Below are 13,899 nucleotides of genomic sequence, written 5' to 3' on the forward strand. Positions count from 1 at the left end.
CCGGTGTAGGCGTCCCAGTTGTTCGGGTCGAAGTTCGGCGCCAGCGCGACGCTCGGCACCTCGCCATGCCAGTCCCAGTCGTAGTCGACATAGCCGGTGGCGCCGCTGCTGATACCCGGCACGATGGCGTTGTTGACGTCGCGCTGGTTGGCGCGCAGCCGGGTCATGCGCTCGCTGTCCAGGCGGTTGGTATGCGAATAGGAAAGATCGGTGGACAGCTCCCAGGCCGGGCTCGGACGCAGGATCAGGTTCAGGCCACCACCGGTGTACTCCTCGCCGCGCCAATAGCGGTTGGAGGTTGAATCGATGGAGGTGCTGCCATGCAGGTGACGGACGATGCCGTCCTCGTCCACGTCACGCTGGGTGATGCCGCGACGTGCGTTGGAAAGGCTCAGGTCACTGCGGTCCTCGTCCCAGTTGCGCTCGGTATGTTCGAAATCGAGGTTGACCTCGACCACGTCGTTGGGCCGCCACTGGATCGCCGCGAATTCGCTCTGGCGATCATTGCGCTCCTGCTTCAGGCGATAGATGCGGCTGCTTGGCACCAGATAGTACGGCGCGCCGTTGGCGATGGCCTGGGCGCTGACCTCATTGCAGTTGGCATTGGCCACGTTCTGCCTGCCATCGCAGGCATACCAGGTGGAGCCGCTGGTGATGCTCTCCTCCGGATCGGTGCCCTCCAGCCGCTGGATGCCCAGCGAGATGCCGAGCTTCTGGCCGTTGCCGAATTCGAACTGGTCGATGTAGCTGGCGGTACCGCGATAGCCGATGCCATCGTCGTCGCGGTACTTCTTGTCATACTCGGCCCAGCTGCCACGCAGATCGATCTGCGCCGAGCGCTTGCCGTACTCCAGCGGCTTGACCGTCTCCAGCCCGATGGTGCCAGCGACACCGCCTTCGATGATGTCGGCACGCTGGGTCTTGTAGATCGCCACCGTATTGATCAGCTCGGCCGGGAACATGTTGAAGTTCACCGAGCGGTCGCCGCTGCCGTTGGTGATCTCGCGGCCGTTGAAATTGGTGCTGCTGAGGAAGGCGCCGAGACCGCGGATCGAGATTTCCGATGCGCCGGTCTTGTCGCGGGTCGAGGCGGCACCGGTCAGCGTTTCGATCGCATCGGCCAGTGATGGCGCGGGCAGGTCGCCGATGTCGTCGGCCGACAACACATCGGCGATCACCGTGTCGTCGCGCTTCTTGTTGATCGAGCTCTGCATCGATTCGCGGATGCCGGTGACCTGGACCTGGTCCAAGGTGGTGGCGTCCTGCCCTGAACCGCTACCGGCAGACTGCGCCTGCACGGCCGGTGAAGCCGCCAGCGCAGCGAGCAGTGCCACGATCAGCGGTGTGGGTGACAACGGTGTACGACGTACAACTCCGGCTGGTTGCCGCATGGTTTTCCTCCTCCCAAAGGATCGCCCGGACAGTAGGCGTGGGACGCAGCTTCGACACGCCGACACAGAAATGTCAACCAACTGGACTGGATTTTTCGTAATACCTTTGATTCAGACCTGTTGCCCGGCATTTCATGTGCTGATGCAGCATGACTTTGCGCGCAACGTGGCTTACAACACACCTACCAAGTGGTATGCACACCCACTCCGAAACCGCGGCATCGCCGTCCCTGGAAGGACTTCATGCGCATTCAACCGACTTCGCACCGCCTTTCGAAACCCACCCTTGGATATTGCCTGGCAATTGGACTGGCAACATGCCTGACCAGTTTGCCGGTGCATGCTGCAAGCTGGCTGGTCCATGATGCCGCCGAGTTCGCCACCGCCGCTGCCGCGCTRCAACCCGGCGATGAAATCGTGCTGGCCGATGGCACCTGGATCGATGCGCGCCTGCTGCTGAAGGGCCAGGGCACCGCCGCCGCACCGATCGTGCTGCGCGCGCAGACGCCGGGCAAGGTGATCCTCAGCGGGGGGTCGGACCTGCGCCTGGCCGGCAGCTACCTGCAGGTCTCCAACCTGGTATTCCGCAACGGCTACACCCCGGGCGACGCGGTGGTGGCGTTCCGCGAGTCAAGCAAGGCAGTGGCCAGCCACAGCCGTGTCACCGGCCTGGTCATCGATGACTACAGCAACCCCGATGGCAGCGACCAGGACTACTGGGTGTCGCTGTACGGCAGCAACAACCGCCTCGACCACAGCCAGCTGCGCGGCAAGACCAACGCCGGCCCGACGGTGGTGGTGGTGCGCGATGCCACCCAGGGCCTGGACAACCAGCACCGCATCGACCACAACTGGTTCGGCCCGCGGCCGGCGCTGGGCGTCAATGGCGGAGAGACGATCCGCGTCGGCACCAGCGACACCTCGCTGAGCGATTCCAACAGCACGGTGGAGAACAACTGGTTCGAGGGCTGCGATGGCGAGACCGAGATCGTCTCCAACAAGTCCGGCGGCAATACCTTCCGCGGCAACGTGTTCTATCGTTCGGCCGGCGCGCTGACCCTGCGCCATGGCAAGGGCAACCGGGTGGTCGACAACCTCTTCCTCGGCGACGACAAGGCCGGCACCGGCGGCGTGCGCATCATCAATGCCGACCAGACCGTCAGCAACAACTACTTCGAACGGCTGGCCGGCTCCAGCAACCGCTCGGCACTGGCGGTGATGGATGCACAGGCCAATCCGCCGTTGTCCGGCTACGCGCCGGTGGTCAACGCGACCATCAGCCGCAACACCTTCGTCGACGTGGCGAAGATCAGCTTCGGTGTGGGCCATGACGAAACCAAGGGCATCGTGGTCGCCGCCAGCAACAGCCACTTCAGCGGCAACCTGATCGTCAACCGCACCAGCAAAAATCCACCGAATGCGGCCAGTTCACTGGCGGGCATCGCCTTCAGCGGCAACGTGCAGTCGCCGCAGGCCAGCAGCGTATTCCCCGGCGGGGTGAACAGCGCCAGCATCACCCTGCAGCAGGCCGCAAGCGGCCTGTGGGTGCCGGCAACGCCCCTGCCCACCATCGGCGCCGACCCGGCGCTGGCAATGACCCCGCGCGAACAGACGGGGGTGGACTGGTATCCCAAGGTGGGCGAGGTTGCCCTGTCACGCACCAGCACCGGAGTTGATCGATGAGGTTGCAGCCGCTGTCCCTTTGTTCCCACCGTCTGGCGCTCGCCCTCGCCCTGGCCGCTCCCTTCGCCCTGTTGCCGACGGCATCGCTGCATGCGGCACCTGCCACAGCCGCGSGACAAGGCGATACCGCGCCGGTACTGGTGACCGCCGCGCAGTGGCAGCAGATGGCCAGCGAAGGCAGCCGCTATCCGTGGTTCGCCAAGGAACAGGCGCGTACGGAAAAATCGCTGCAGAAGATGATGAAGGCCGGCATCGACGTGCCGGTGCCGAAGGACAAGGGCGGCGGCCGCACCCATGAGCAGCACAAGCGCAACTACCAGGCACTGCTGGCCGCCGGCACCCTGTATCGGCTGACCGGCGACAAGGCCTATGTCGCCTATTCGCGCGACATGCTGCTGGAGTACGCCAAGCTCTACCCGACCCTCGGCCCGCATCCGGAGGGACGCGGACAGATTCCCGGCCGGGTGTTCTGGCAGGTGCTCAACGATTCGGTCTGGCTGGTCAACGCCATCCAGGGCTACGACGCGATCCGCGATGCCCTGTCGCCGCAGGATCGGCAGATCATCGAGTCGCAGGTGTTCCGGCCGATGGCCGAGTTCCTGGCCAGCGAGCCGAAGAACTACGACCAGATCCACAACCACGCGACCTGGGCGGTGGCCGCCACCGGCATGACCGGCTACGTGCTGCGTGATCGGGAGCTGGTGGAGAAATCGCTGCGCGGCAGCCGCAAGGATGACCAGTTCGGCTTCCTGCGGCAGATCGACCTGCTGTTCTCGCCCGATGGGTATTACGAGGAAGGCCCCTACTACCAGCGCTATGCGCTGGCGCCGTTCCTGTTGTTTGCCAACGCGATCGAACGCAACGAGCCGCAGCGGAAGATCTTCGCGCGCCGCGACGGCGTGCTGCTGAAGGCGGTGGACGTGCTGGTGCAGACCAGTTACGACGGCCTGTTCTTCCCGATCAACGATGCGATCCTGGACAAGGGCATCGATACCGAAGAGCTGGTGGCTGGCATCGGCATCGCCTATGCGCAGGCCGGCGATGACCGTCTGCTGTCGGTCGCCCAGCAGCAGAAACGCCTGCTGCTGTCGCCGGAAGGGCTGCAGGTGGCGCAGGCGTTGGCAGCCAACAAAGCCAAACCGTTCGACTACCGGCCGATGCTGCTGCGCGACGGCCCGGACGGTGAACGCGGCGGTCTGGCGATCCTGCGCATGGGCGGCGAACGCGGCCAGGCGCTGGTGCAGAAGGACACCATGCAGGGCATGGGCCACGGCCACTTCGACAAGCTCAACTGGCTGTTCTACGACAATGGCAACGCCGTGGTGACCGACTACGGCGCGGCGCGCTTCCTCAACGTGGAAGCCAAGCGCGGTGGCATCTATCTTGCCGAGAACCGCAGCTGGGCCAAGCAGACCGTGGCCCACAACACGCTGGTGGTGAACGAGCAGAGCCACTTCAAGGGCGACTGGAAGCGCGGTGAGGAACTCGCCCCGCAGGTGCGCTTCTTCCAGGCCGACGCAGATACCCAGATCGCCTCGGCGACGATGCGCGATGCCTATCCGGGCGTGGTGTTCACCCGCACCCAGGCACTGCTGCGCCACCCCGAACTGGGCCTGCCGGTGGTGCTGGACCTGCTGCAGGTGCACGGCGACAAGGCTGCACGCTACGACCTGCCACTGCACTTCAACGGCCATATCGTCACCACCGGTTTCGAGGCGGAGCATTTCCCCACCCAGCGCCCGGTACTCGGCAGCGACAACGGCTACCAGCACCTGTGGCTGGACGCACGCAGCAAGGCCGGCAGTGAGCCGCGCACGCTGGCGTGGCTGCTCGACGGACGCTTCTACACCTACCGCTTCGGCAGCAGCGCGCCGGCGCAGGCGTTGCTGGTGGAGAGCGGTGCCAATGATCCCGAGTTCAACCTGCGCCGTGAACCGGCGCTGCTGCAGCGCGTGGAAGGACAGAAGGATGTGACCTTCTTCAGCGTGCTGGAGCCGCATGGCGAGTACAACGGCACCGCCGAGTACGTGCACGGTGCAGACAGCCGCATCAAGCAGATCATCCGCACCCGCGGCAATGATGCCGAGGTGCTCGAGCTGCGCCTGGCCAGCGGCGCCCGCATCGCACTCGGCGTGGCCGACGACAGCGACGCGAAGGGCGAACACAGCGTGACGGTGGATGGCCATGCCTACCGCTGGAGCGGCAGTCATGCGCGCATGGACCGCAGCAAGGGTGATGCACGATGAACGGCCCCTCGGCCGTGGCTACGTTGCGCAAGGTGCCGGTGCGCTCGGCCGTGCGCTGGCTGATCGTCGGCCTGATCGCGGTGGCCACGGTGATCAACTACATCGACCGCAATGCACTGGCGGTGATGTGGCCGGAGATCGCCAGGGAAGTCGGCGCGACCAAGGACGATTACGCACTGCTGGTCACCGTGTTCATGCTCTTCTATGCCGCCGGCCAGTTCCTGTTCGGGCGCCTGTTCGACATGATCGGGACGCGGCTGGGGTTCGCGTTGTCGATCAGTGTGTGGTCGATCTCGATCGCGCTGCATTCGGTCACCCACTCCATGCTCTCCTTCAGCGTGGTGCGGGCGATGCTGGGCATCAGCGAAGCCGGTGCCTGGCCCGGCGCGGTGAAAGCCAATGCCGAGTGGTTCCCCGCGCGTGAGCGTGCCCTCGCACAGGGCATCTTCAACGCGGGCGCGTCCATCGGTGCCATCGTTTCAGCGCCGGCCATCGCCGGCCTGTACCTGTGGCTGGGCTGGCGCGGCACCTTCGTGCTGGTCGGTGCACTTGGTTTCCTGTGGCTGCTGCCATGGCTGTTCGTCTATCGCGCCGGCCCGGACAAGCATCCGTGGGTGAGTGACGCCGAGCGGCGCCTGATCATGGAAGACCAGGCTGGCCAGCAACGCGTGGATGCACCGAAGGTCAGCGTGCGTTCGCTGCTGGCCCACCGGCAGAGCTGGGGCATGCTCGCCTGCCGTTTCCTGCTGGATCCGATCTGGTGGCTGTTCGTATCGTGGCTGCCGATCTATCTGGCCGAGACCTTCGGCTTCGACATCAAGCAGATCGGCCTGTTCGCCTGGGTGCCCTTCGTCGGCGCCATGCTCGGCAGCCTGAGCGGCGGCTGGCTGTCGGGGCGCCTGATCAATGCCGGCCAGAGCGTGGACCGTGCGCGCAAGCTGTCGATTTCGCTGGGCTGCGTGATCATGGCACCGGCCCTGCTGGGCGCGGTACTGGCCAACCAGCCGCTGTTTGCGGTGCTGGCGATTGCAGCAGTGCTGTTCGGTTTCCAGATCGCCATCGGCAACATCCAGACCTTGCCCGGCGATCTGTTCGATGGCCGCTCGGTGGGCACGCTGGCCGGTCTCGGCGGCCTGGCCGCCGTAGCCGGAACGTTGATCACCACCTGGCTGGTGCCGGTGCTGACCCGCCATTCCTATGCACCGATCTTCATCCTCGTCGCCGCACTGGTGCCGCTGTCGCTGGCCGCACTGTGGTGGTGGACCGGACCGATCCACAAGCTCGACCGCACCGACGGTTGAGCCCCCATTCCCTCGCATTCCCCCGCAAACCAAGGAGTTTCCCGCATGTCGTTCCAGGACAAGGTGGCCATCGTCACCGGTGGTGGCCGTGATATCGGCCGTGCCGTCTCGATCAAGCTGGCTGCGGCCGGCGCACGCGTCTGCCTCAACTACGCCAACGACGAAGCCAGCGCGCAGGAAACGCTGGCGCTGATCAAGGCGGCCGGTGGCCAGGCCATCGCCCACCGCGCCGACGTCACCGATCCCGCCGCCGTGGCCGGCCTGGTCGCGGCGACGCAGGCTGCATTCGGCCAGCGCATCGACGTGCTGGTGAACGTGGCCGGCGGCATGGTCGAGCGTCGTCCGCTGGCCGACATCGATCCGGCGTTCTTCCACAAGGTCATCGACCTCAACCTGACCTCCACCTACCTGACCACCCACGCCGTGGTACCGCACATGGGCGAAGGCGCGGCGATCGTGAACTTCGCCTCGCAGGCCGGTCGCGATGGCGGCGGCCCCGGCGCGGCGATCTACGCCACCGCCAAAGCGGGCGTGATGACCTTCACCCGGGCCATGGCCAAGGAGCTGGGGCCGAAGGGTATCCGCGTCAACGCACTGTGCTGCGGCATGATCGCCACCCGCTTCCATGACGAATTCACCAAACCGGAAGTGCGTACGGCGGTGGCCGGCGCGACGCCGCTGCGTCGCCAGGGCCTGCCGGACGAAGCCGCCGATGCGGCGGTGTACCTGGCGTCGGATGCAGCAGCGTTCGTCACCGGAGCCAATCTGGACGTCAACGGCGGCACCTACTTCTCCTGACCGGACCGAAGCCCATGCAGCGCTGGATCACACTGCTTTCCCTGGCCATCGGCAGCGCCGTGGCCGCCCCTGTGGCGCTGGCCGCACCGGTCTGGGTCACCGCCTGGACCGCTTCGCCCGCGCCTGACCGCAAGGATGGCAGCGCTGACGCGCCCGTGCAGTTCGCCGCGCAGACCGTGCGCCAGGACATTCGCCTGGGTAGCAAGGGCGATGCGCTGCGACTGCGCATCAGCAACGAACTGGGCACCACGCCGCTGCATGTGGAAGACGTACGGGTGCGCCTGAAGGATGGCAAGGCGGCAGCGCTGCCGGTCACCGTCGATGGACGCACCTCCATCGACGTACCGGTGGGCGCAGCGCTGCTCAGTGATGCACTGCCCTTGCGGGTTGCCGCCCTGCAGGAGATCAGCGTGACCGCGTACTTCCCGCAGCCCACCCGCCCCGCGGTGCGCCGTACGGTGGTGCGGGTGGCCGACGGAAAGCAGGACGCGGTGGCCGACAGCGTGCGCGTGGGCTACCAGCAGAACGTGTTCTCTGCGGTACTGGTGCAGCGCGCGGACCGGCCGCAGGTGATCGTGGCCCTGGGTGATTCCATCACCGAGGGCGCGACGGCTTCGCGTGGCTCGTTCAACCAATGGCCCGAGCGCTTGGGCCAGCGCCTGCAGCAGGCCTGCCCGGACCGCTTCGTGGTGCTCAACCAGGGCATCAGCGGCAACAAGCTGCTGGACCACGGCCGCAGCCACAGCGCGCTGTCGCGGCTGGATCGCGACGTGATCGCAGTGGCCGACGCCGACCAGGTGATCCTGTTCGAAGGCATCAATGACATCCGCCACGGTGGCGGCGCACAGCCGCTGCCGGGACGCAGCGCGGCAGACATGCTGCTGGGCTACCGTCAGGTGGCCGCGCGGTTGCATGCGCATGGCATCCGCGCTCATCTCGGCACATTGACGCCCTTCGGCGATTCGGAGCGCTACGAGCCGGTATCGGCCGCCACCCGCACCGCGATCAACCAGTGGGCGCGTGGCCAGGACACCGGATTCGATGGCGTGGTGGATTTCGATGCGGCGCTGCGTGATCCGAAACAGCCGGAATCATTGCCGGCGGACATCACCCGCGATCATCTGCACCCGAACGACGAGGGCTACCGGCGCATGGCCGACGCGATCAACCTGGCGGCGCTGGGCTGCAACGCGCGTTGAGTCGTACGGCGCCGGCCGGCGCGCACGGCGAGATCACCACTTCACCCTGCCACGCAGGATGTCGGCGAACATCACCCAGTCACCGATGAACGAATACAGTGGATGACGAAATGTTGCAGGGCGGTTCTTCTCGAAGAAGAAGTGACCGACCCAGGCAAAGCCGTAGCCGCAGGCCAATGCCGCCAACAGCAGCAGCGGCTGCCCTCGCAGCACGGCGATGGCGACCAGCAGCAGTACGCCGCAGCTGCCGATGAAGTGCAGCCGACGCGAGACCGTGTTGCGGTGCTCGCTGAGATAGAACGGGTAGAACTCGCGGAAGCTGGCGAAGCGGGACATGCGCGTGCTCCGTTCGTTGAAGGTGCCGAGCCATGCCCGGCTGTTGTTGCCACAACAACGGTCGAGCATTGCTCGACTCTACACCTGCCCGGCTTACCCCGGTTGCCGCGGCCCGAACATGATCACCGCCATGCCGGCCAGGCAAAGCGCAGCCCCCAGCATGTCCCAGCGGCTGGGACGGATGCCGTCGACCAGCCACAGCCAGAACAGCGCCGTGCCGATGTACACGCCACCGTAGGCTGCGTACACGCGTCCGCTGGCGGTCGGGTGCAGGGTCAGCAGCCAGGCGAACAACGCCAGGCTGGCCGCCGCCGGCAACAGCAGCCAGATACTGCCACCCTTGCGCAGCCACAGCCACGGCAGGTAGCAGCCGATGATCTCGGCCAGCGCGGTCAGCAGGAACAGACCGAGCGTTTTCACGCTTTTTCGGTGGCCTTGGCGTGCTGCCAGAGCGCTTCCTGCGCATCCAGATCGAGTGCGGCCAGCGAATCGCCTTGTGCCTCGGCCTGCGCCTCCATCGAACGGAAGCGACGTTCGAACTTGTGGTTGGCCCCACGCAGCGCGGCACCCAGATCGATGTCCGCATGGCGCGCCAGGTTGGCGCACACGAACAGCRGGTCACCCAGTTCCTCCTGCAGGCGCGCCTTGTTGCCCACGATGTCACCGCGTTCGAACTCTTCGCGCAGTTCCTGCAGTTCCTCGGCCGCCTTGTCCAGTACCGGCAGCGGACCGGGCCAATCGAAACCCACCTTGGCCGCGCGCGACTGCAGCTTCACCGCCCGCTGCCATTCCGGCAGGCCACGGGAGATCCCGGCCAGCGCCGAGGTGTCCTGATCGCCCTTTGCCGCGCGCTCAGCACGCTTGATCGCGTCCCAGTTACGCATCACGCCGTCGGCATCGTCGACGCTGWCATCGGCAAACACATGCGGGTGCCGCCGCTGCATCTTGTCGCTGATCGCGCGCGCGACCTCGGCGAAGGCAAACGCACCCTGTTCTTCAGCCATGCGCGCATGGAACACGACCTGCAGCAGCAGGTCACCCAGTTCATCGCAGAGGTCGTCGAGGTCGCCCCGATCGATCGCGTCGGCCACTTCATAGGCTTCTTCGATCGTATAGGGGGCGATGGTCGCGAAGTTCTGCTCCAGATCCCAGGGACAGCCCCCCTGCGGGTCACGCAGGCGCGCCATGATGGCCAGCAGGCGCTCCAGCTCCGCGCTGGCGTTGCCGGTGGCAGGGGTATCGTGCGTGCTCATGCGTTTCTCCTGGATCAATCGGACAACCAGTCCCGCCACGGCAGGCTGGTATCGCCCAGCGCCATGAAATCGCCGTTCAACAGCGTCGGCCGGCGGTTGTAGCGGAACGGCTTGCCGGTCCGGACCGAGAGCACCGCGCCACCGGCCGCGTGCAGCACGCACTGGCCAGCAGCGGTATCCCATTCGGAGGTCGGGCCCAGCCGCGGATAGACATCCAGTCCGCCTTCGGCGATCCGGCAGAATTTCAGCGAAGAGCCCTGGACCACGGTCTCGATGTCGCCCATACGGGCCAGCAGGGCATTGGTCTCTGCTGAACGATGCGAGCGGCTGGCGGCGACGCGAAGGGGCGCAGTCGCGGGTGTACGGGTACGCAGCACGGTGTCATGTACACCCTGCCGACGATACGCCAGCTCGCCCCGCATCGCGTGCCAGACAATGCCGGTGACCGGAGACTGGACCACGCCGAAGGCCGGGGCGCCCTGGTAGATCAGCGCGATGTTGACGCTGAACTCGCCATTGCGCTTGACGAAATCGCGGGTGCCATCAAGCGGGTCGACCAGCCAGTACGCGCCCCAGTGCTGACGCTGCTCCCAGGGCACCAGCGGCGACTCTTCCGACAGGATCGGCAGGTCCGGGGTCAGCTGGCGCAGCCCCTGCTGGATCACCCGGTCGGCAGCCAGGTCAGCAGCGGTGACCGGGCTGTCGTCGTCCTTGAGTGTCACGTCGAAACCGTTGCTGTAGACCTGCATGATCGCCTGCCCGGCTTCCTGGGCAATGGCGATCGCGGTCTCGCGCAGTTCCGTGGTCAGCTTGATCATCGTGCTCCCTGCAGCCACTGGCGGGCGATGAACAGTGCCGCCAGCGAACGCCCTTCGGAAAAGTCCTCGCGCAGCATCAGCTGGTCCAGATCGGCCAGCTTCCATGGCACCACTTCCAGTTCCTCCGGCTCGTCGCCGGCCAGTTTCTCCGGGTACAGGTCGCGCGCGACCACCAGCCAGGACTGATGGCTCATGTAGGTCGGCGCCAGGGTCATCGCGCGCAGCACGTCGACCTGCCGAGCGCCGTAGCCGGCCTCTTCCTTCAACTCACGGTCGGCGGCCTGCTCCGGCGTTTCGCCGGCATCGATCCGGCCCTTGACCAGGCCAAGCTCGTAACGGTGCATGCCGGCCGCGTATTCACGCACCAGCAGCACGGTTTCTTCATCCAGCATCGGCACCACCACCACCGCGCCATGGCCGCGGCTGACCAGGCGCTCGAAGCGGCGGCGTTCACCATTTGAGAACTCCAGGTCCAGGTGCTGGCGCTGGAAGGGCCCGTTCTCCTCGTCGGTGATCCGATGGATGATCGGCAGAGGACGCCTGGCGCGGTCATCGTTCATGCGGAATCTCCGTGGCAGCCGGCGCATGCGCCGAGGCCGATAGAATGTGCAGGCAGCAACATGTTCATGAGCCCGAAATGCTAGCAGACCCAACCCCCTCTCCGCTGGTCCAGCACTGGCGGCAACGCGACCTCAAGGTCCTGTGGCACCCGTGCACGCAGATGCGAGAGCATCCGGACACGTTGCCGCTGGTGCCGATCGCCCGCGGCGAAGGCGCCTGGCTGATCGATCACGACGGCAACCGCTACCTGGATGCGGTCAGCAGCTGGTGGACCAACCTGTTCGGCCATGCCGAGCCGCGCATCGGCGGTGCCATCGCCGCCCAGGCTGGACAGCTGGAACAGGTGATGCTGGCCGGGTTCGGCCACGAGCCCGCGATCACCCTGGCTGAGCGCCTGCTGGCCCTCGCGCCGCGCCAGCCCGGCCGCGCGCCACTGGCCAAGGTGTTCTACGCCGACAACGGTTCGGCCGGCGTCGAAGTGGCGCTGAAGATGGCCTTCCAGTATTTCCAGAACCGCGGTGAGACCCGGCGCACGCGCTTCGTCTCGCTGGAAAACGGCTACCACGGCGAGACGCTGGGCGCCCTCGCACTGGCCGACATTCCGCTGTACCGCCGGGTCTATGCGCCGCTGCTGGCCGAGGGCCTGTTTGCGCCCTCGCCCGACGCCTACCTGGCCGAGCCCGGGCAGAGTGCGGCCGACCGCGCACGCCAGGCCGCCGATGGCCTGGCCACGCTGTTCGACCAGCATCCGGGCGAGATCTGCGCGGTGATCCTGGAGCCACGGCTGCAGTGTGCCGGTGGCATGCGCATGCACGATCCGGCCTATCTGCAGCGCGTACGTGAACTGTGCGATGCCCATGGTGCGTTCCTGATCGCCGATGAGATCGCCACCGGCTTCGGCCGCACCGGCACGATGTTCGCCTGCGAGCAGGCCGGGGTGATGCCGGACCTGCTGTGCCTGTCCAAGGGCCTGACCGGTGGCTTCCTGCCCTTGGCTGCGGTGCTGGCCACGCAGGCGCTGTACGACGCCTTCCTTGATGATTCGCGCGAACGTGCCTTCCTGCATTCGCACAGCTACACCGGCAACCCGCTGGCCTGCGCGGCGGCGCTGGCCACGCTGGACATCTTCGGCGAGGACGATGTGATCGCGCGCAACCGCGGCATCGCCTCGGTGATGGGCACCTTGGCCGCACCGTTCGCCGACCATCCGCACGTGGCCGATGTGCGCCAGGCCGGGATGGTGGTGGCCTTCGAACTGACCCGCAACGGCGACAAGCGCACGCCCTTCGATCCGGCGCYGCGGCTGGGGCTGCACGCCTACAAGGTGGCGCTGAAGCGCGGCGTAGTGCTGCGCCCGCTGGGCAACGTGCTGTACTGGATGCCACCGTACTGCGTGGACGACGAACAACTGGAGCTGCTGGCGCATACCACGCTGGCGGCCATCGACGAGGCGATTGCATGCGCGTGACCCGCTGCCCCATCGACCTGGCGCTGCACAGCGGCCAGACCGTGACCCTGCCGGAAGAGACGGCCAACCACTTGGTACGGGTGATGCGCCTGCGCGAGGGTGACACCTGCGTGCTGTTCAACGGCGATGGCCATGACTACACCGCGACGCTGACCATGGCCGGCAAACGCGAGGTACAGGTACGCATCGACGCGGTGCAGCCGATCGCCAACGAATCGCCGCTGACCATCACCCTGCTGCAGGGCATTGCACGCGGCGAAAAGATGGACCTGATCCTGCAGAAAGCCACCGAACTGGGGGTGAGCGCCATCGTGCCGGTGAATGCCGAGCGCACCGAAGTTAAGCTGGATGCAGCACGCGCGGAAAAACGCGTGGCGCACTGGAACAACGTCGTACAGTCGGCCTGCGGGCAGTCCGGTCGTGCGCGCATTCCGCAGGTAGGACCGCCGCAGTCGCTGGCACAGGCCAGCGCGGCGCTGCCAGACCATACGTTGCGGTTGACCCTGGACCCGCTGGGAGCGCACCGGTTGTCGACACTGCAGACGGCACCGGCCGGCGGCGTGGTGATCGCCATCGGGCCGGAAGGCGGCTGGTCACCGCGTGACCGTGAGCAGTTGGCCACCGCAGGCTTCCAGGGCCTGCAGTTGGGCCCCCGCATCCTGCGCACGGAGACCGCAGGCCTGGCCGCGATCGCGGCGTTGCAGGCAAGGCTGGGTGATCTGGGGTAAGCGACGGATCGCGCGACCACTGCGTTGACCGTTGACCGGGCATGGCCCGGCGCCAACGCATGCGCCTCACAACCTGGTAGTGCCGGCCGCTGGCCGGCAACCTCTTGATCCCATGGC

Annotated in this window: 13 protein-coding genes; 7 read left to right on the forward strand and 6 right to left on the reverse strand. The window is 66.5% G+C overall.

Going from position 1 to position 13,899, the window contains the following annotated elements; all coding sequences use genetic code 11:
* On the reverse strand, positions 1-1,391 hold a 1,391-nt coding region (locus AB4Y84_RS02770; RefSeq protein ID WP_442249741.1), incomplete at its 3' end, for a TonB-dependent receptor plug domain-containing protein.
* Positions 1,392-1,727: 336 nt separating this feature from the next.
* Between AB4Y84_RS02770 and AB4Y84_RS02775 the strand changes: the two genes are divergently transcribed.
* The 5 genes from AB4Y84_RS02775 to AB4Y84_RS02795 are packed head-to-tail and all read left to right on the forward strand — an operon-like array spanning position 1,728 to position 8,618.
* Positions 1,728-3,074 carry a polysaccharide lyase 6 family protein gene (locus AB4Y84_RS02775; protein WP_442245011.1) on the forward strand — a complete coding sequence of 449 codons (1,347 nt, stop codon included), beginning with the start codon at positions 1,728-1,730 and terminating at the stop codon, positions 3,072-3,074.
* Positions 3,071-5,320 carry an oligoalginate lyase gene (locus AB4Y84_RS02780; protein ID WP_442249742.1) on the forward strand — a complete coding sequence of 750 codons (2,250 nt, stop codon included), beginning with the start codon at positions 3,071-3,073 and terminating at the stop codon, positions 5,318-5,320. Before AB4Y84_RS02775 ends, AB4Y84_RS02780 begins: the two co-directional genes overlap by 4 nt.
* Entirely contained in the window at positions 5,317-6,621 is a 1,305-nt protein-coding gene (locus AB4Y84_RS02785) for an MFS transporter (protein WP_033831792.1), read from the forward strand. The genes AB4Y84_RS02780 and AB4Y84_RS02785 overlap by 4 nt, the downstream gene beginning before the upstream one ends.
* Positions 6,622-6,666: 45 nt before the next feature.
* Entirely contained in the window at positions 6,667-7,419 is a 753-nt protein-coding gene (locus AB4Y84_RS02790) for an SDR family NAD(P)-dependent oxidoreductase (RefSeq protein ID WP_089236518.1), read from the forward strand.
* Positions 7,420-7,433: 14 nt separating this feature from the next.
* Positions 7,434-8,618 (forward strand): GDSL-type esterase/lipase family protein, encoded by a 1,185-nt coding sequence (locus AB4Y84_RS02795; RefSeq protein WP_442245009.1) that lies wholly within the window; start codon positions 7,434-7,436, stop codon positions 8,616-8,618.
* Positions 8,619-8,651: 33 nt separating this feature from the next.
* Here AB4Y84_RS02795 and AB4Y84_RS02800 read toward each other — a convergent pair whose 3' ends face one another.
* From AB4Y84_RS02800 to nudE, 5 genes are all read right to left on the reverse strand, one after another.
* Positions 8,652-8,954, reverse strand: a complete 303-nt coding sequence (locus AB4Y84_RS02800; protein ID WP_363732067.1) for a DUF962 domain-containing protein — start codon at positions 8,952-8,954, stop codon at positions 8,652-8,654.
* A 93-nt stretch (positions 8,955-9,047) separates the two neighbouring features.
* Positions 9,048-9,374 (reverse strand): YnfA family protein, encoded by a 327-nt coding sequence (locus AB4Y84_RS02805; RefSeq protein ID WP_032974968.1) that lies wholly within the window; start codon positions 9,372-9,374, stop codon positions 9,048-9,050.
* Positions 9,371-10,207, reverse strand: a complete 837-nt coding sequence (gene mazG / locus AB4Y84_RS02810) for a nucleoside triphosphate pyrophosphohydrolase (RefSeq protein WP_442249743.1) — start codon at positions 10,205-10,207, stop codon at positions 9,371-9,373. Before mazG ends, AB4Y84_RS02805 begins: the two co-directional genes overlap by 4 nt.
* Positions 10,208-10,221: 14 nt before the next feature.
* Positions 10,222-11,025 (reverse strand): 3'(2'),5'-bisphosphate nucleotidase CysQ, encoded by an 804-nt coding sequence (cysQ, locus tag AB4Y84_RS02815; RefSeq protein WP_442245008.1) that lies wholly within the window; start codon positions 11,023-11,025, stop codon positions 10,222-10,224.
* Positions 11,022-11,585, reverse strand: a complete 564-nt coding sequence (nudE, locus tag AB4Y84_RS02820; protein ID WP_312109837.1) for an ADP compounds hydrolase NudE — start codon at positions 11,583-11,585, stop codon at positions 11,022-11,024. Before nudE ends, cysQ begins: the two co-directional genes overlap by 4 nt.
* 77 nt (positions 11,586-11,662) lie before the next feature.
* Here nudE and bioA point away from each other — a divergent pair, with 77 nt between their 5' ends.
* Both bioA and AB4Y84_RS02830 read left to right on the forward strand, forming a co-directional pair.
* Positions 11,663-13,054, forward strand: coding sequence for an adenosylmethionine--8-amino-7-oxononanoate transaminase (bioA, locus tag AB4Y84_RS02825; RefSeq protein WP_442249744.1), 1,392 nt, complete (start codon positions 11,663-11,665; stop codon positions 13,052-13,054).
* Positions 13,045-13,782 (forward strand): 16S rRNA (uracil(1498)-N(3))-methyltransferase, encoded by a 738-nt coding sequence (locus tag AB4Y84_RS02830; protein ID WP_363732056.1) that lies wholly within the window; start codon positions 13,045-13,047, stop codon positions 13,780-13,782. The genes bioA and AB4Y84_RS02830 overlap by 10 nt, the downstream gene beginning before the upstream one ends.
* Positions 13,783-13,899 lie beyond the last annotated feature (117 nt).

Origin of the sequence: Stenotrophomonas sp. 2YAF22, assembly GCF_052114665.1 — a bacterium.
Lineage (GTDB): Bacteria > Pseudomonadota > Gammaproteobacteria > Xanthomonadales > Xanthomonadaceae > Stenotrophomonas > Stenotrophomonas indicatrix.